Annotated in this window: 16 protein-coding genes and 2 tRNA genes; 8 read left to right on the top strand and 10 right to left on the bottom strand. The window is 74.2% G+C overall.

Features of this window, described 5'->3' with window-relative positions:
- The first annotated feature begins 66 nt into the window (after nt 1-66).
- Entirely contained in the window at nt 67-2,748 is a 2,682-nt protein-coding gene (locus tag IE308_RS05440; protein WP_190216800.1) for an ATP-binding protein, read from the top strand.
- 275 nt (nt 2,749-3,023) lie between these two features.
- On the opposite strand, the gene IE308_RS05435 is transcribed toward IE308_RS05440, so the two are convergent.
- The 7 genes from IE308_RS05435 to IE308_RS05405 form a co-directional block, all read right to left on the bottom strand.
- A complete protein-coding gene (locus tag IE308_RS05435) occupies nt 3,024-3,815 on the bottom strand; it encodes an SDR family NAD(P)-dependent oxidoreductase (RefSeq protein WP_190216799.1) in 792 nt (263 codons plus the stop codon).
- 40 nt (nt 3,816-3,855) lie between these two features.
- Nucleotides 3,856-4,971, bottom strand: coding sequence for a bifunctional 3-oxoadipate enol-lactonase/4-carboxymuconolactone decarboxylase PcaDC (pcaDC, locus tag IE308_RS05430; protein ID WP_190216798.1), 1,116 nt, complete (start codon nt 4,969-4,971; stop codon nt 3,856-3,858).
- A complete protein-coding gene (gene pcaB, locus IE308_RS05425; RefSeq protein WP_190216797.1) occupies nt 4,968-6,305 on the bottom strand; it encodes a 3-carboxy-cis,cis-muconate cycloisomerase in 1,338 nt (445 codons plus the stop codon). The genes pcaDC and pcaB overlap by 4 nt, the downstream gene beginning before the upstream one ends.
- Entirely contained in the window at nt 6,302-6,907 is a 606-nt protein-coding gene (pcaG, locus tag IE308_RS05420) for a protocatechuate 3,4-dioxygenase subunit alpha (RefSeq protein ID WP_190216796.1), read from the bottom strand. Before pcaG ends, pcaB begins: the two co-directional genes overlap by 4 nt.
- A 6-nt stretch (nt 6,908-6,913) precedes the next feature.
- On the bottom strand, nt 6,914-7,687 hold the full coding sequence (pcaH, locus tag IE308_RS05415) for a protocatechuate 3,4-dioxygenase subunit beta (protein WP_190216795.1): 774 nt from the start codon (nt 7,685-7,687) through the stop codon (nt 6,914-6,916).
- Between the two features lie 76 nt (nt 7,688-7,763).
- On the bottom strand, nt 7,764-8,411 hold the full coding sequence (locus IE308_RS05410; protein ID WP_190216794.1) for a CoA transferase subunit B: 648 nt from the start codon (nt 8,409-8,411) through the stop codon (nt 7,764-7,766).
- The gene (locus IE308_RS05405; protein ID WP_190216793.1) at nt 8,411-9,166 is read right to left on the bottom strand and encodes a CoA transferase subunit A; all 756 of its coding nucleotides are present in this window, start codon (nt 9,164-9,166) and stop codon (nt 8,411-8,413) included. The genes IE308_RS05410 and IE308_RS05405 overlap by 1 nt, the downstream gene beginning before the upstream one ends.
- A gap of 180 nt (nt 9,167-9,346) precedes the next feature.
- Here IE308_RS05405 and IE308_RS05400 point away from each other — a divergent pair, with 180 nt between their 5' ends.
- Entirely contained in the window at nt 9,347-9,811 is a 465-nt protein-coding gene (locus IE308_RS05400; RefSeq protein ID WP_190216792.1) for a MarR family winged helix-turn-helix transcriptional regulator, read from the top strand.
- A gap of 3 nt (nt 9,812-9,814) precedes the next feature.
- Here the strand turns inward: IE308_RS05400 and IE308_RS05395 are convergent, their stop codons facing one another.
- On the bottom strand, nt 9,815-10,786 hold the full coding sequence (locus IE308_RS05395; RefSeq protein ID WP_190216791.1) for a DUF3048 domain-containing protein: 972 nt from the start codon (nt 10,784-10,786) through the stop codon (nt 9,815-9,817).
- A 260-nt stretch (nt 10,787-11,046) separates the two neighbouring features.
- Between IE308_RS05395 and IE308_RS05390 the strand changes: the two genes are divergently transcribed.
- On the top strand, nt 11,047-12,237 hold the full coding sequence (locus IE308_RS05390; protein ID WP_110633270.1) for a zinc-dependent alcohol dehydrogenase: 1,191 nt from the start codon (nt 11,047-11,049) through the stop codon (nt 12,235-12,237).
- 52 nt (nt 12,238-12,289) lie between these two features.
- On the opposite strand, the gene IE308_RS05385 is transcribed toward IE308_RS05390, so the two are convergent.
- Nucleotides 12,290-13,360, bottom strand: coding sequence for an ATP-dependent DNA ligase (locus IE308_RS05385; RefSeq protein ID WP_190216790.1), 1,071 nt, complete (start codon nt 13,358-13,360; stop codon nt 12,290-12,292).
- A 73-nt stretch (nt 13,361-13,433) separates the two neighbouring features.
- On the opposite strand from IE308_RS05385, the gene ligD reads away from it, so the two are divergent.
- Together ligD and IE308_RS05375 are read left to right on the top strand one after the other, a co-directional pair.
- Nucleotides 13,434-14,465, top strand: coding sequence for a non-homologous end-joining DNA ligase (ligD, locus tag IE308_RS05380; protein WP_190216789.1), 1,032 nt, complete (start codon nt 13,434-13,436; stop codon nt 14,463-14,465).
- A gap of 344 nt (nt 14,466-14,809) precedes the next feature.
- Entirely contained in the window at nt 14,810-15,850 is a 1,041-nt protein-coding gene (locus IE308_RS05375; RefSeq protein WP_190216788.1) for a LacI family DNA-binding transcriptional regulator, read from the top strand.
- A 49-nt stretch (nt 15,851-15,899) separates the two neighbouring features.
- On the opposite strand, the gene IE308_RS05370 is transcribed toward IE308_RS05375, so the two are convergent.
- Nucleotides 15,900-16,691, bottom strand: a complete 792-nt coding sequence (locus tag IE308_RS05370) for a VOC family protein (protein WP_110633280.1) — start codon at nt 16,689-16,691, stop codon at nt 15,900-15,902.
- Nucleotides 16,692-16,906: 215 nt separating this feature from the next.
- Between IE308_RS05370 and IE308_RS05365 the strand changes: the two genes are divergently transcribed.
- The 3 genes from IE308_RS05365 to IE308_RS05355 all read left to right on the top strand — a co-directional run bounded on the left by IE308_RS05365 (nt 16,907) and on the right by IE308_RS05355 (nt 17,402).
- Nucleotides 16,907-17,152: a WhiB family transcriptional regulator gene (locus IE308_RS05365; RefSeq protein ID WP_110633283.1), complete on the top strand. Its 246-nt coding sequence runs from the start codon at nt 16,907-16,909 to the stop codon at nt 17,150-17,152.
- Between the two features lie 94 nt (nt 17,153-17,246).
- A tRNA-Gly gene (locus tag IE308_RS05360) sits at nt 17,247-17,321 on the top strand.
- Nucleotides 17,322-17,330: 9 nt separating this feature from the next.
- Nucleotides 17,331-17,402: transfer RNA gene (locus IE308_RS05355), tRNA-Glu, on the top strand.
- The last annotated feature ends 27 nt before the right edge of the window (nt 17,403-17,429 follow it).

The raw sequence follows: 17,429 nt of genomic DNA, 5'->3' as shown, positions 1-17,429 counted from the left end.
AACGCCGTGCCGGGGGACTACGCTCGGGACCTGCACGTCGGTCGGGCGACTTGGGGAGGTAGCGGGATGACGGAGGTCCGGCCCACGGCGGCCGCCTCGGCTTCCCTGTGGGAGCGTGACGAGGAAGTCGCCGCCGTCGCACGGGCGGTCGACACCCTGTGCGCCGACCGGTCGTCCTCGGGCAGCTTACTGGTGTTCCGGGGCGAGGCCGGCCTCGGCAAGACCGCGCTGCTGGCCGAGATCCGCCGGCTCGCCGAGGCCCGCGGCTGCACCGTCTGGTCCGCGCGCGGCGGCGAGACGCTGCGCTCCGTCCCCTTCAACGTCGTACGGCAGCTGCTGCAGCCGGCGCTCGTGTCGATGATGCCGGAGGAGGCCCGGGAGTACCTCGGCGACTGGTACGACATCGCCGGCCCCGCCCTCGGCATAGCCGAGCCCAGCGAACGGCCCGCCGACCCGCAGGGCGTCTGCGACGGACTCGTCGCGGCCGTACGGCGCCTCGCCCGCCGGGACTGGCCGCTCGTCCTGCTCGTCGACGACGCCCACTGGGCCGACCAGGAGACCCTGCGCTGGCTCGCCGCGTTCGCCGACCGCCTCGACGACCTGTCCGTGCTGGTCGTCGTCGCCCGCAGGCCCGGCGACGTCCGCGGCGTCAACGCCGAGCTGCTGGAGCAGATCGCCGCCGCCGGACGCCCCGCCGGCACGCTGAGCGCGCTCACCCCGGACGCCGTCGCCGGCCTCACCCGCGCCACCCTCGGCGCCCACGCCGACGCCCCGTTCTGCCGCGAGGTGTGGGCGGTCACCGGCGGCAACCCCTACGAGACCGTCGAACTCCTCGCCAAGGTCCAGGACAGCGAGCTGGAGCCGGCCGAGACCTCGGCCGGTGAACTGCGCGCCCTGAACCGTTCCGCCCGCGGCGGTGGCCTCGTCGCCCGCCTGGAGGAACTGGGCATCGACGCCACCCGGTGCGCCTGGGCCGCCGCCATCCTCGGCGACGGCATCACCGTCGACCTGGTCGCCAAGCTCGCCACGATGGGCCTCGACGACGCCGCGCGGTGTGCCGACCTGCTCAAGGCCGCGCGTATCCTCACCGCCCCCGACCCGGCCTCCGGCCGGGCGGGCGAAGGCGCCCTGGAGTTCGTGCACCCCCTGATCGCCACCGCCGTGTACAACTCCATCCCCGACGCCCTGCGGCGTGCCTGGCACGGCGTCGCCGCGCAGGTCGTCACCGACAGCGGCCTCGGCGCCGCGGCCGCCTCCCGCCACCTGCTCCAGGTGCACCCCGACGACGACCAGGAACTGGTCGAGCAACTGCGCGAGGCCGCCCGCGAGCACCTCGCCGTCGGGGCGCCCGACGCGGCCCGCCGCTGCCTGGAGCGCGCCCTGCTGGAACCGCCGCTGCCCGATGTCCACGCGCGCGTGCTCTTCGAACTCGGCTGCGCCAGCCTGCTCACCGCGCCCGCCAGGACCATCGGCCACCTGCAGACCGCGCTCGCCATGCCCGGCCTGGAGGGCGCCGAACGCGTCGACGCCGTCTTCCGCCTCTCCCAGGCGCTCCTCCACAACGACCAGCTGGAGGAGGCCGTCCGCACCGTCGAGGCCGAGGCCGCCCGGCACCCGGACGGTCCGGCCCGGCTGCGCCTGCAGGCCGTGCAGTACATGTGGGAGGGCATCCACGCCGGCGAGTCCGCCACGCCCGGCCGCTCCGAGCGGCTCGCCGGCCTCGCCCGCACGTGCACCGGCCGGGACAACTCCGAGCGGGCGCTGCTCATCCTGCGCGGCTTCGACGCCATGACCCGCGGAGAGAGCGCCGAGGAGGTCGTCGAGCTGTGCGACCGCGCCCTCGTCAACGGCCGCCTCGCGCCCGGCCTCGGCTGGACCGACACCGAGTGGGGCGTCGAGCTGCTGATGATGCTGGGCAGCTCGTACGCCTACGCGGACCGGCTCGACCGCGCCGAGAGCCTGTTCGCCGAGGCCCTGCGCGCCTACACCGTGGCCGGCTGGAGCGGCGGCCACCTCGCCCTGGCCAACGCCTTCCTCGGCCTCGCCTACCGCCGCCAGGGCCGTCTCCGGGACGCCGAGAGCATCCTGCGGGAGTCCCTGCGCCTCGCCGAGCGTGTCGGCCGGGGGCTGCCCCTGTACTGGTCCGCGACCTGCGGCCTGGTCGACACCCTGCTCGCCCGCGGCCACATCGACGAGGCCTGGTCGGTCGCCGACCAGTACGGCTTCCACCCGCCCTACCCGTCCACCATCGTGCTGCCCGACCCGCAGTCCGTGCGCGGCCGGCTGCTGCTCGCCGTCGGCCGCACCGAGGAGGGCGTCGACGAGCTGCAGGCCGCCGAGAAGGCCGCCGCCTCCCGTGGGCACCACAACCCGGTCATGGTGCCCTGGGCGGTCGACCTGGCCCGCGCCCTCGCCACGGAGGAGCCGTCCCGGGCGGCCCAGCTGGCCTCCGAGGCCCGCCGCCGCGCCGAGCGCTTCGGCACCGACACCGCCATCGGCGAGGCCCTGCGCTGCGCCGCCGCCCTGGAGACCGGTCAGCGCGCGGTCCGCCTCGCCGGGCAGGCCGTCGCCTACCTGGAGTCCTCCCCCTGCCAGTACGAACACGCCGCGGCCCGCGTCGAGTACGGCATCGCCGCCCGCTCGGTCACCGAACTCCGCCGCGGCCTGGACCTGGCCCGGGCCTGCGGCGCGGACGGCCTGGCAGCCCGGGCCCAACAGGAACTGGACACGGGCCACGGCCTGACCTGAGGGATCCGACCGAGCCCACCTCGCGGCAGCGCCCCGACGGTAGCCGGCTCGCGAGGTGGCTTTCGGCGCAGCGCCGGGACGGTGGTCGGCCCACGGGGCGGCCTCGCGGCAGCGCGCCGAGGGGTGGCTCGGCCGGGAGGGCCGCGCGCCGCCCGCCCCGGCGAGCCGGCCCCTGCCCCGCGCCGCCGCCTCGGGCCCGGCGGCAGCCGCGCCTCCCGGCAACCCCGGCGGCCACCGGGCCCCGAGGCCGCCTCCGCAGTCCGCCCGGGCGGCGCTCAATCGCCCAGCAGCCGCTCCGTCAGTTCGGTCAGGCGTTCGCGGGTTTTCGCGTCGTACGTCTGGTCGTGGGCCCGGGCCGGGGTGGTGCCGTCGAAGTAGTGGCCCGTGCCCAGGTCCTCCGTGGCCAGGGCCAGGACGCCCGGGGCTCCGTCCGCGACCGTGTTCCACGGCTGGACGCCGGCCTCGCGGACCATGCCGGTGTTCATGAAGGTCGCCGGGTGCAGGACGTTCACCGCGACCCCGGTGCCCGCGAGCTCCTCGGCGAGGGAGAAGGTGTGCGCGGCGAGGGCGAACTTGCTGCGGCAGTACGCCGCGAAGCCGCCGTAGTCGCGGCTCAGTCCGGGGTCGTCGAAGTCGACGGGCTCCTGGCCCGCCGAGCCGACGTTGACGATCCGCGCGGGGGCGTTGGCGCGCAGCACCGGCAGCAGGGCGCGGGTGAGCGCGACCGGCGCCAGGTAGTTCACCGCGAGGCGCAGCTCGTGTCCGTCGGCGCTGACCTCGCGGCCCGCGCCGGGCGGCCCGGCGCCGATGCCCGCGTTGTTGATGAGGACGGACAGCTCGGGGTGCGCTCGCGCGACCCGCTCGCCCAGCTCCCGTACCCGCGCCAGCGAGGCCAGGTCGGCGACGAACCCCTCGGCCTCGCCCTCGGCGCGCAGTTCCGTCACCAGCTGTTCGGTGCGGGCCGGGTCGCGGCCGTGGGCGAGGACCAGATGGCCCGAGCGGACCAGCTCGAAGGCGACGTACCGGCCCAGACCCGAGGTCGCGCCGGTGAGGAGAACAGTGGACATGACACCACCGTAGGGCCCCGGCGGGGACCGCGCGGCCCGTTCAGTCCTCCTCGGCCAGCACCCGCTGCGCCGTCGCGAACGCCGAGTTGGCCGCGGGCACCCCGCAGTACACGGCCGTCTGGAGGAGGACGGCACCGATCTCCTCCGGGGTGAGCCCGTTGCGGCGGGCCGCGCGCACGTGCATGGCCAGCTCCTCGTAGTGGCCGTGCGCCACCAGCGCCGTCAGCGTGATCATGCTGCGTTCGCGGCGGCTGAGCGTCGGGTCGGTCCAGATCTCGCCCCACGCGTAGCGGGAGATGAAGTCCTGGAACCGCGCGGTGAACGGCGTCTGCCGGGCCTGCGCCCGGTCCACGTGCGCGTCGCCGAGCACCTGCCGCCGCACCTCCATCCCGCGCCGCGCACCCCCGCCGAGGTGCGCGCGCAGCGCCGTCAGGACCGCCTCCGGGCACTGCGCGGGCGCCAGGTGCGAGGCGCCGGGTATCTCCACGAGCGCGGCGTCCGGCACCGCGTCCGCGATCTCCCGCAGATGCGCGGGCGGGGTCGCCGGGTCCTCCCGCCCGGCCACGAGCAGCGTGGGCGCGGCGATGTCCGCCAGCCGGTCCCGCAGGTCGAACGCGGCGAGCGCGTCACAGCAGGCGGCGTACGCACCGGGGTCGGCCTCGCCGTGGTCGCGGATAAGGCGGGGCACGGTGAAGTCACCGGCGAACCAGCGGGCCGGGGCGCTCTCCAGCAGCCAGCCGACACCCTCCCGCCGGACCCGTTCGGCCCGCTCCCGCCAGGGGCTCGTCCCGCCGAAGTGCGCCGACGCGCAGATCACCGCGAGCGACGTGACACGCTCCGGGTGGTGCACGGCCAGGTGCAGCCCGACCGCGCCGCCCAGCGACACGCCCGCGTACGCGAACCGCTCGACGCCGAGGGAGTCGGCGAGGTCGAGGACCAGGCCGGAGAGGTCGCCCACGGTGGCGCCCGGCCCGATCAGGCCGGCGGGCGAGGCGCCGTGCCCGGGCAGGTCCCAGCGGACCACCCGGTGCCCGGCCGACAGCTCGGGCGCGACTGCGTCCCACAGGGCGTTCGAGGTGCCGAGCGACGGCCCCAGCAGCAGCGGGGGAGCCGTATCGGGTCCCTCGGCACGGTGGTCGAGCAGCTTCCTGGTCAACGTCGCTCCAGAGCACGGTCGGTGAGGGCTCCCGCGGAGCCCGTGTAACAGGCGGGGTCGGCCGACGCGCCGAGGTCGACGTCGACGTCCTTCAACTCGGGCTCGGCGGCCAGGAGTTCGGCCAACGGCACGCCTTCCGCGCAGGTGCGCTCGGCGAGCCGGGTCAGCAGCTCCTTGGCGCGGGCGCGGCCGAGCGCCCCCGCCAGTTCGGCCGAGAGCCGTTCGGAGACGATCAGCCCATGGGTGAGGCCGAGGTGGTCCCGCATCGTCTCCGGACGCACCCGCAGCCCCTCGACCAGCTCCGCCGCGTCGCGGGCAGCGCCGCCCACCAGCCGCAGCAGCTCCCGCAGCGGCTCCCACTCGGCGTGCCAGGCGCCGGCCGGACGTTCGTCCTCCGCCGCGAGCGAGCCGTACAGCGTCGCCGCGAGCTGCGGGGCGCGCCGGGCCGCCGCGGCGATCAGCGTGGACCGCACGGGGTTCGCCTTGTGCGGCATCGCGGACGAGCTCCCGCCGCTGCCCTCGGCGACCTCGGCGATCTCGGTACGGGACAGGGTGAGCACGTCCACCGCGAGCTTCCCCAGCGCCCCGGCGGTGAACGCCAGCGCGCCGGCCAGGTCGGCGACCGGTGTGCGCAGCGTGTGCCAGGGCAACACCGGTGCCGCGAGCCCGAGTTCACGGGCGTACGCCGCCACGAGCCCCGTCGGGTCCTCGGCGCCGTACACCGCGAACGCGGCCAACGTGCCCGCCGCGCCCCCGAGTTGCGCCGGCAGGGACTCCCGCACCGCGCGGCAGCGGTCCCGCGCGTCCAGCACCAGCGAACGCCAGCCGGCCGCCTTCAGCCCGAACGTCGTCGGCACGGCGTGCTGGGTGAGCGTCCGCCCCGGCATCGGCGTGTCCCGGTGCGCCGCGGCCAGTTCCGCGAGCCGGTCCGCCGTACGGTCCAGGTCGGCCAGGACCAGGTCCAGCGTGCGGACCGCGACGAGCATGGCCGCCGTGTCCATGATGTCCTGGCTGGTCGCGCCCCGGTGGACGTACGGGCCGTACTCCTCGCCCACGGCCCGCGTGAGGTCGGCGACGAGCGGGATCACCGGGTTGCCGCCGCCGCGCGCCCGCTCGGCGAGCGACCGCACGTCGAAGCCGCCGGCGTCCGCCGCGTCGGTCACCGCCCGCGCCGCCGCCTCGGGGACGAGGCCCAGCGCGGCCTGCGCCCGGGTGAGCGCGGCCTCCGCGTCGAGCAGCGCCCGCAGGTAGGCCGCGTCGCTCGTCGCGGACGCGGCGGGGGAACCCGCCCAGCCGGGGGCGAGCAGGCCGGTGTCGAACTCCGCAGCTGTCACTGGAACTCCAGGAAGACCGTCTCGCCTTCGCCCTGAAGGCGGATGTCGAAACGGTAGGTGCCCGCACCGTCCGCCCGCGCGATCAGCGTGTCGCGCCGCCCGGCGTCGAGCCGGGCCAGCAGCGGATCGGCGGCGAGCGCCGCGTCGTCGCCCGGCAGGTAGATCCGCGTGAACAGGTGGACCAGCAGTCCGCGCGCGAACACGCACACACTGAGGTACGGGGCGCTGTTCCCGCGCGCCCCCGGCCGCAGCGTCCGCGCGTACCAGTGGCCGCCCGCGTCCGTCTGGACGCGGCCCCAGCCGGTGAACTCCACGCCGTTGCGGCCGAGATAGCCGCCGGTCGCCGGGTCGCGGCGGAGGGAGCCGTCCGTGGTGGGCACGGTGCCGTCCGGGGCGGGGCCCCACAGCTCCAGGAAGGCGTCCGGCAGCGGGACGCCCTCGCCGTCGTACACACGCCCCTGGAGGGTGATGGTGTCGGGGTGGCCGACGGGGGCGATGTCACCGCCGCCGGGGAACGGCAGCGCGTACCCGTAGAAGGGGCCGACGGTGTGCGACGGGGTGGGCAGCACGGTCTCCGGCCTGCTCGTGTCGATCTTCGTCATGGCAGGTCAGCGTCCTTCTTCCAGCCAGGTGGCGGCGGGGCCGTCCAGCACGATGTCCCAGTGGTAGCCCAGCGAGAACTCCGGCACGGACAGGCTGTGGTCGTAGGTGGCGACCAGCCGCTGCCGGGCCGCGTCGTCCGTCACCGACTGCAGGATCGGGTCGTACGGGAACAGCGGGTCGTTCGGGAAGTACATCTGCGTCACCAGCCGCTGCGTGAACGCGGTGCCGAACACCGAGAAGTGGATGTGCGCGGGCCGCCAGGCGTTGACGTGGTTGCGCCACGGGTAGGGGCCCGGCTGGATCGTGGTGAACCGGTAGAAGCCGCTGTCGTCGGTGAGCGTGCGGCCGACGCCGGTGAAGTTCGGGTCGAGCGGGGCGTCGTGCTGCTCGCGCTGATGGGCGTACCGGCCGGCCGCATTGGCCTGCCAGATCTCGACCAGCTGGCCGCGCACGGGCCGGCCGTCGCGGTCCAGCAGCCGGCCGGAGACGGTGATGCGCTCGCCGATCGGCTCACCGCGGTGGTGGCGGGTGAGGTCGTTGTCGATCTCGGTGATGTCCCGCTCGCCGAAGGCCGGCGAGGACAGCTCGACCAGCTCCGGGTCCTGGGTGACGTCGATGGTGACCGGCGGCTGTTTCGGGTGCCGCAGCACCGAGGAGCGGTACGGCGCGTAGTCGCGCCGCGGGTGGTGCTCCACGGGCGCGCCGTCGGCGACGCGCTTGTCGTACGCGGCGTGCTCGGCCGCGATCTCCTGGTCGATGTCGTGCTGGGTGAGGGTCATGGACGTTCCTAACGCTCCAGTCCGCCGTTGTTCTTGCCGAACGGGGTGCGGACCGCGTCGACGATGTAGACATCCCTCATGCCGCGGTCTCCTCCGGGACGCGGATCTTCGCGGCGGTCCGGGCGGTGATCTCCTCGGCCGTGACGCCGGGCGCGGTCTCGACGAGGACCAGTCCGTCGTCGGTGACGTCGAGGACGCCGAGGTCGGTGATGATCCGGTTCACGCACGCCCGGCCGGTGAGCGGCAGCGTGCACGTGTCGAGGATCTTCGGGCTGCCGTCCTTGGCGGTGTGGGTCATCACGACGATGACCGTGCGGGCGCCGTGGACCAGGTCCATCGCGCCCCCGATGCCGGTGACCAGCTTGCCGGGGACGGCCCAGTTGGCCAGGTCGCCGCGGGCGGAGACCTGCATCGCGCCCAGCACCGCGACGTCGATGTGCCCCCCGCGGATCATCGCGAAGGACAGCGCCGAGTCGAAGAAGGACGCGCCCGGCAGGACCGTGACGGTCTCCTTGCCGGCGTTGATCAGATCCGGGTCGACGGCGTCCTCGGTGGGGTAGGGGCCGGTGCCCAGGATGCCGTTCTCGCTCTCCAGCACCACCTCGACGCCCGGCGGGAGGTGATTGGGGATCAGGGTCGGCAGACCGATGCCGAGGTTGACGTACTGCCCGTCCTGAAGTTCGCGCGCCGCGCGGGCGGCCATCTGCTCGCGTGTCCAGGCCATCAGCTGCTCACCGTCCGCTGCTCGATCCTCTTGTCCGCCGCCTGGTCGGCGGTGAGGGCGACCACGCGCTGCACGAAGATGCCCGGCAGGTGCACCTGGTCCGGGTCCAGCCCGCCCGGCTCGACCAGCTCCTCGACCTCGGCGATCGTGATCCGCCCGGCCATCGCCGCGAGCGGGTTGAAGTTCCGGCTGGACTTGTTGAACACGAGGTTGCCGTGCCGGTCGCCCTTCGCGGCGCGCACCAGGGCGTAGTCGGTGCGGATGCCGCGCTCCAGCACGTACTCCACCCCGTCGAACTCCCGCACCTCCTTGGGCGGCGAGGCGAGGGCCACCCCGCCCGAGCCGTCGTAGCGCCAGGGCAGCCCGCCCTCGGCGATCTGCGTGCCGACTCCGGCCGGGGTGTAGAACGCGGGGATGCCGGCCCCGCCGGCCCGCAGCCGCTCGGCCAGCGTGCCCTGCGGGATCAGCTCCAGCTCCAGCTCCCCGCCCAGGTACTGGCGGGCGAACTCCTTGTTCCCGCCGATGTACGAGCCGGTCACGCGGGTGATCCGGCCCGCCGCCAGCAGCACCCCGAGCCCGGTCTCCAGCGCCCCGCAGTTGTTCGACACCACCGACAGGCCGCCCACCCCGCGCTCGTACAGCGCCTGGATGAGCACGTTCGGCACACCGCTCAGCCCGAAGCCCCCCACGGCCAGCGACGCGCCCTCGGGCACGTCGGCCACCGCCTCCGGCGCCGTGGCGACCACCTTGTCCATCCGTGTAGCCCCATCTCCGTCAATTAGTCAGCGCACTGAGTATTTCGGCGCGGTGCGCTCACGGTGCCACCGGAGCTCGAAGCCGTCAAGAGCTGGAGTGATGGCGCGAGACAGGGACGGGGATGGTCGCTATTGTTCAGTGCACCGACGGAATCGACGGCACCGACACCAGGAGCGCACATGGCCGCGGTGGACCTCTCCACCCACCCCGGGCACCTTGCCCGGCGGCTCCAGCAGGCCCACTACCTGCTGTGGACCACGATGGTCTCCGAGGAGATCACCTCACCGCAGTTCGCGGTGCTCAACGCGCTCGTGACCGAGCCGGGGCTCGACCAGCGGACCGTGGGGGAGCGCGTCGGCCTCGACCGCTCGACCATCGCCGAAGTGATCAGCCGGCTGACCCGGCGGGGCCTGCTCGACAAGGTCCGGGACCCGCAGGACGGCCGGCGCTCCCTGCTGCGGCTGACCGACGAGGGGCAGCGCACGCACCGGAAGCTGGCCGTGCGCACCGCCCGGATGAACCAGGTCTTCCTCGCCCCGCTCTCCGCCGAGGAACAGGCGGTGTTCCTGGAGCTGATCCGGCGGGTCTCGGACGCGGCGGAGGGGCTCCGCAACCCGGCGGAACCCCTCGTCACGCAGGGCTGAGCTTCAGCTCGCCGACGCGAACACCACCCACACCTGGCCCTCGGCGAAGTTCACCGGCGTGCCGTCCCGCGTCGTGAAGCGCGTGCCGTCGGCCGGCGTCGGCCGCTCCCAGGTGACGTCGTAGGCGCGGCCGTCGCGCAGCACCTCGGCCCGCCCGGAGCCGACCGTCTCGGTGTACGGCGTGTGGTTGCCGAGGAAGTCGTGGAAGGCGGACGGGTGGACCTTCACGTACTGCACGACCACCGTCGGCGGCGCCACCGGCCCGTCGTCCGTGGTCACCGTCGGGGTGCCGTCCATGGAGACCCGGTAGCCGTGCAGGGCGTCGGACCAGGTGAAGGTGAAGGTCGCGGCGGGGAAGCGCACCGTGCGGCTCGTCGCCGCCGTGCCGCCGGCGGGCCGCGCGCCGTAGCGGAAGCCGGTCGTCAGCGCGTCCCGGCCCGGCGCGGTGGGCAGCAGGCGGTCCGGGCGCAGATAGAGGTTGTGTGGGGCGGGCCTGTCGGTGCCCCGGTAGAAGGCCCCGGACACCTTGCCGGGTGTCTCCGGCCGCAGCGGGGCCGCGTCGATCAGCGGCAGCAGCTTCTTCTGCGCGCCGGAGAAGGCGAGCGTCGGCCGCTCGAACTGGCGCAGCAGCTCCAGGTCGGACTCGCGGGCGCTGCGCACCGGGCCGACCGCCTTCGGCATGTCCGTCGCGTACACCGCCATCAGCCGGCTCAGGCCGCCCTCGACCTGCTCGGCGTAGACGATGTCCGCGGCGTTCAGGCCGGTCTGCGGCCGGGCCGCCCGCGCGTTGTCGATCTTCACCGCGAGGACGGCACCGTGGTGCCGGGTGCTCGGCGACGGGTCCGGCGGGCGCCCGTCGTCGTGCGTGCCGCCCGGGGCGGTGCAGGCCGCCGCCAGTGCCATCGTCACCGCGGCGGCCAGCAGGGCCGCCGCTCTCGCCCGTTCCGCGCGCCGGGTGCGCGTTCCTCGTCTCATGCCCACCGCCGCCACCCCGTTCTCCGCTGTATGTCGATTGTCCGCTCATAGGACTATTGCGTGCATACCCGGACAAATCAGGCGGAGAGCCGTGCGGTCCCGTCCCTGCTCTGTTCGTGCTCGGCGAATCCGCCGATCGGCCCCGGGTCCCCGGTTCGACGTACCGGCCCGTCGAACGGTTGTCCGCGGAGCCGCCGGGTACCCGGCGCCCGACGGACGGGGGCATGCCAGGCGACGCGACACGACCGAGGAGCGGGCAGATGAGGGCAGTGACGTGGCAGGGCAAGCGGGACGTGCGCGTGGAGAACGTGCCCGATCCGAAGATCCAGGAGCCGACGGACGCCGTCATCCGGGTCACCTCCACCGGCCTGTGCGGGTCGGACCTGCACCTGTACGAGGTGCTGACGGCGTTCATGACACCGGGCGACATCCTCGGGCACGAGCCCATCGGCATCGTCGAGGAGGTCGGCGCGGGCGTGCCCGACCTGAAGGCCGGCGACCGGGTCGTGGTGCCCTTCCAGATCGCCTGCGGCGACTGCTGGATGTGCCTGAACGGACTGCCCACCCAGTGCGAGACCACCCAGGTGGCCGGCGAGGGCATGGGCGCCGCGCTCTTCGGCTACACCCGGCTGTACGGCGCCGTACCGGGCGCGCAGGCCGAGTACCTGCGGGTGCCGCAGGCGCAGTTCGGGCCGATCAAGATCCCCGAAGGGCCGCCCGACGACCGCTTCGTGTACCTCTCCGACGTGCTGCCCACCGCCTGGCAGGCGGTCTCCTACGCCGACGTGCCCGAGGGCGGCAGCGTCGCCGTCCTCGGGCTCGGGCCGATCGGCGACATGGCCTGCCGGGTCGCGCAGGTCCGCGGCGCCGGCCGGGTGTTCGGCATCGACCTGGTGCCCGAGCGGCTGCGCCGGGCGAAGGAGCGGGGCGTGGAGACGTTCGACCTGCGCAGCTTCGACAGCGACAAGGAGCTGGTCGCCGCGATCCGCGACGAGACCGACGGGCGCGGCCCCGACGCGGTGATCGACGCGGTCGGCACCGAGGCGCACGGCAGCGCCGCGGCCAAGCTCGCGCAGCAGGCCGTCTCGATCCTCCCGCGCAAGATCGGCGCGCCGCTCACGGAACGCTTCGGCGTGGACCGGCTCGCCGCCCTGTACACGGCCATCGACCTGGTGCGCCGCGGCGGCACGCTCTCCCTCGTCGGCGTCTACGGCGGCATGGCGGACCCACTGCCGCTGCTCACGCTGTTCGACAAGCAGATCCAGATCCGTATGGGCCAGGCCAACGTGCGCCGCTGGAGCGACGAGATCATCCCGTACCTCACCGACGAGGACCCGCTCGGCGTCGACGACTTCGCCACGCATCGCGTGCCGCTGGAGGAGGCGCCGCACGCCTACGAGATGTTCCAGCGCAAGCAGGAGGGCGCGGTGAAGGTGCTGATGAAGCCCTGACCGCGGGGCGAGGCCTGAGCGGGAGAGGGCGGGGCGCCCGGCGAGGCCCCGGTCAGCCGCCGGTGCCCAGCACCTCCGCGAGGTCGTAGCGCACCGGCTCCTCCAGCTGCGCGTACGTGCAGCTGGAGGGGGTGCGGTCCGGGCGCCAGCGGCGGAAGCGGGCCGTGTGCCGGAACCGCGCCCCGTTCTCCATGTGGTCGTAGGCCACCTCGGCCACCCGCTCCGGCTTGAGCGGCACCCACGACAAGTCCTTCTTGCCCGACCAGCGGCTCGGCGCCCCCGGCAGCCGGGCCGTCTCGTGGGCGGCCTCGTCGGACCAGGCCGCCCACGGATGCCCGGCCACGTCGTCCATCCGCAGCGGCTCCAGCTCGTCCACCAGCTGGGCCCGCTGCTTCATCGGGAACGCCGCGGAGACGCCCACGTGCTGGAGGGCGCCCTTGTCGTCGTACAGCCCGAGCAGCAGCGAGCCGACCACCGGGCCGGACTTGTGCAGGCGGTAGCCCGCGACGACCACGTCCGCCGTCCGCTCGTGCTTGATCTTGAACATGGCGCGCTCGTCCTGCAGATAGCGCAGCGTGAGCGGTTTGGCGATCACCCCGTCCAGGCCCGCGCCCTCGAACCGCTCGAACCAGGACCGCGCCACCTCGATGTCCGTGGTCGCCGGCGCCACGTGCACCGGCGGAGTGACCTTGGCGAGCGCCCTGGTCAGCAGGGCCCGCCGGTCGCTCAGCGGCACGTCGAGCACCGCCTCGTCGTCCAGCGCCAGCAGGTCGAAGGCGACGAAGGAGGCCGGGGTCCGCTCCGCCAGCGTGCGCACGCGGGAGTCGGCCGGGTGGATGCGCTCGGTGAGCGCGTCGAAGTCCAGATGCCCCTCCCGCGCGATCACGATCTCCCCGTCCAGCACGCACCGCTTGGGCACCCGCTCCCGCAGCGCCGCCACCAGCTCGGGAAAGTACCTGGTCAACGGCTTGCCGGTACGGCTGCCCAGCTCGACTTCGGCCCCGTCCCGGAACACGATCGCCCGGAACCCGTCCCACTTCGCCTCGTACTGCATCCCCTCCGGAATCCTCGCCACGGACTTGGCGAGCATCGGCTTCACGGGGGGCATCACCGGAAGATCCATGCCTCGATTCTGCTCTGCCACGGCCAGGAATGCCCGGTATGCGATGTTTGCGGGGTGCGCCTACGGTGGCCGCATGGGTGACGCGGTGGAACTGGAGGCGGGCGGTCGCACGGTACGGCTGTCCCACCCGGACAAGGTCTTCTTCCCGGAGCGCGGTTTCACCAAGCTGGACCTCGCGCAGTACTACCTGGCCGTCGGCCCGGGCATCCTGCGCGCCCTGCGCGACCGCCCCACCACCCTGGAGCGCTACCCCGACGGGCTGACCGGCGAGTGGTTCTTCCAGAAGCGGGCCCCGAAGAACATGCCCGACTGGATCCCCACCGCCCACATCACCTTCCCCAGCGGGCGCAGCGCCGACGAGATGTGCCCGACCGAGGAGGGCGCCGTGGTGTGGGCCGCCCAGTACGGCACCCTCACCTTCCACCCCTGGCCGGTGCGCCGCGCCGACGTCGACCGGCCCGACGAGCTGCGCATCGACCTCGACCCGCAGCCCGGCACCGACTACGCCGACGCCGTGCGCGCCGCCGGCGAACTGCGCGCCGTGCTGGAGGAGTTCGGCGGGCTGCGCGGCTTCCCGAAGACCTCCGGCGGGCGCGGCCTGCACGTCTTCGTGCCGATCGAGCCGCGCTGGACCTTCACCCAGGTGCGGCGGGCCGCCATCGCGGTGGGGCGCGAGATGGAGCGGCGCATGCCGGACCACGTGACGATCAAGTGGTGGAAGGAGGAACGGGGCGAGAAGATCTTCGTCGACTACAACCAGACGGCACGCGACCGCACCATCGCCTCCGCCTACTCCGTACGGCCCCGCCCGCACGCCCCGGTCTCCGCGCCCCTGCGCTGGGAGGAGGTCGGCGACGCCCACCCCCGCGACTTCGACCTCGCCACCATGCCGGCCCGCTTCGCCGCCCTCGGCGACGTCCACGCCGACATGGACGACCACCGCTACTCCCTGGAAGCGCTCCTGGAGCTGGCCACGAAGGACGAGCACGACCACGGCCTGGGCGACCTGCCGTACCCGCCCGAGTACCCGAAGATGCCGGGCGAGCCGAAGCGGGTGCAGCCGAGCCGGGCGAGGAAACCCAAGCAGGCGGCGGAGGGCGACTGAGGGGCGGGACGCGCACGGGCGGCCGACGGCTGTGTCCCGGCGCTCGGGTGGAGGGCCGTCGGGGGCCGTGTCCGTGCGCTGGGGGTGGAGGGCCGTCGGGGCCGTGTCCGTGCGCTGGGGGTGGAGGGCCGTCGGGGGCCGTGTCCGTGCGCTGGGGGTGGAGGGCCGTCGGGGGCCGTGTCCGTGCGCTGGGGGTGGAGGGCCGTCGGGGGCCGTGTCCGTGCGCTGGGCGTGGAGGGCCGTCGAGGGCCGTGTCCGTGCGTTGCCGGCGCAGGACGGCTGACGGCGTGTGCCCGTCGCGCCGGGGCTATCCTGAGCCGCAACCGCCGGTGAGGAGCCCCGAAGTGACCGAGACAGCGCCGCGTCCGACCCTGGAGGCCGTGGCGGCGCGGGCCGGGGTGTCGCGGGCGACGGTGTCCCGGGTGGTCAACGGCGGCGACGGGGTCCGCCCGCCCCTGGTCGAGCGGGTCCTGCGAGCCGTGGACGAGCTGGGATACGTGCCCAACCAGGCCGCCCGCAGCCTGGTGACCCGGCGCCACGACGCCGTGGCCGTCGTCATCGCCGAACCCGAGACCCGCGTCTTCGCCGATCCCTTCTTCGCCCTGCAACTGCGCGGCATCAGCAAGGAGCTGACCGCCCACGACAACCAGCTCGTGCTGCTGCTGACCGAGGGCCGCGACGACCACGCGCGCGTCGGCCGCTACCTCGCCGGCGGCCATGTCGACGGGGCACTCGTGTTCTCCCTGCACCTCGACGACCCGCTGCCGGGACTGATCCGCCGGGCTGGTGTGCCGACCGTCTTCGGCGGACGGCCCGGCTGGAGCGACGACGACGAACGCGCCGCCGTCTACGTCGACAGCGACAACCGCGGCGGCGCCCGCGACGCCGTACGCCACCTCGTCGGCCTCGGCCGCACCCGCGTCGCGCACATCACCGGCCCGCTCGACCAGACCTCCGCCGCCGACCGCCTCGCCGGTTACCGGGACGTCATGGCCGGCACGGACCCGGGGCTCGTCGCGGAGGGCGACTTCACCCCGGCCGGCGGGGAGCGCGCGATGCGCGCCCTGCTCGACCGCTGCCCCGGCCTCGACGCCGTCTTCGCCGCCAACGACCTCACCGCGTCCGGAGCGCTGCGCGTCCTGCGCGAGCGCGGGCTGCGGGTGCCCGACGACATCGCCGTGATCGGCTTCGACGACATGCTGCCCCTCGCCGAGCAGACCGACCCGCCGCTCACCACCGTCCGCCAGCCCATCGAGGAGATGGGCCGGCTCATGGCCAGGCTGCTGCTCGGCAGCCCCCGGGACGGCGCGGCGCCGGCCGACGGCTCCGAGCCGCCCACCGGGGTGGTCCTGCCGACAACCCTGGTCCGCCGCGCCTCCGCCTGACACGGCCGCCGGGACGACGACAGCTGCCGAGGGGCCGCTGCGGCGATGCCTACTGCTGTTGCTGCGGCGGCGCGCTCTTGATCACCGCGAAGCGGGCGCCGTACGGGTCGGCCAGCCGGGCCACGCGGCCCACCCCCTCGATGTCGGTGGCCGGCACCCGCACCGTGCCGCCGAGCTTCTCGGCGTCGGCCACCACCGCGTCGGTGTCCGGCACCTCGAAGTACGGCAGCCAGAAGGCGTCCGTCTCCGTGGGGTCGTCGGCCAGCGGGACGATCCCGCCGAACATCGCGTCCTCCCCGCCCTCGGCGGGGTTGACGCAGGTGTAGACACCGCCGGGGAACGGCACGGCGGAGGTCTCCAGGCCCAGCACCGAGTGGTAGAACGCGGCGGCCGCCGCGATGTCCGGCGTGTACAGCTCGACCCAGCACAGCGAGCCCGGATCGCCGGCCAGGTCGACGCCCTTGTTCTGCCCGGGCTGCCAGATCCCGAACGACACGCCCGCCTGGTCGGCCAGGATCGCCATGTGGCCCTGGCCCATCACATCCATCGGCTGGAACAGCACCCGGCCGTGCGCCTGCCCGGCGGCCTGGGCCGTGGCCTGCGCGTCCCGGCTCTGGAAGTACACCGTCCAGGACGGCGGGCCCTGCTCCGGCGTGGTCTGCATGCCGCCCGCCACGGTCTTCCCGTCCAGCTGGAAGAAGCCGTAGCCACCGGCGTCCGGGCCGGCCGAGACGAACTGCCAGCCGAAGAGCGCGCCGTAGAAGCGGGTGGCGCCCTCGATGTCGGACGTGCCGACATCGATCCAGTTCGGGGCGCCGTCGACGAAACGGGTGGTGAGCATCTTCGCCCTCCTTCTCCTGTGCCGGGCCCCGTCGTCCGGGGTGCCTGCTCTGCCGAGTCTTGCACCGCCCACTGACAACCGCCGCCGCACCGCGCGGGCGCGCCGCCGTGCGCCCGGCCCCGCGGCGCGGGCATCATCGAGCGGCGGGAGGTCTGACAGGGCGCGTTGATCGCGCGTTGATCGAACGTTTTTCGCCGCGCGGCAGGCTCTCGGCCATGCACATCGACACGATCCCCGCGCCCGACCTCGCCTGGCAGCAGGAGGCGTTGTGCGCGCAGACCGGGGGCGACTTCTTCTTCCCCGAGCCCGGCAGCTCCGTGCGGGAGGCGAAGCGGATCTGCGGGCTGTGCCCGATCCGCTCGGCCTGTCTGGAGTACGCCCTGGAGCACGACGAGCGCTTCGGCGTCTGGGGCGGCCTGTCCGAGAAGGAACGCCTCGCCCTGCGGCGTACCTGCTCGTGAGCGCCCCGCCCTCCCCGCAGGGCTTCCAGCCGACCGCCGTACGAAAACGCGTGCGAGCCGTGGGGCCGGGTGCCGATAGGATCACCGGGCGCGTCCGGGCGTAGCGCAGAGGCAGGCGCACCCGTCTTGCCCAGACGAAGACACGCCGGTTCGAATCCGGCCGTCCGGGCGCGTCCCGGGTCCCGTAGAGCAGAGGCAGACTCGCCGCCTTCTCAGGGCGGATACGCCGGTTCGAATCCGGCCGGGACCACGGTTGCGGCACGGACAGGGGCGGGGA

This window comes from Streptomyces griseosporeus (assembly GCF_014656055.1).
GTDB classification, from domain to species: domain Bacteria; phylum Actinomycetota; class Actinomycetes; order Streptomycetales; family Streptomycetaceae; genus Streptomyces; species Streptomyces griseosporeus.
This window is presented reverse-complemented; position numbering and strand designations above follow the sequence as displayed.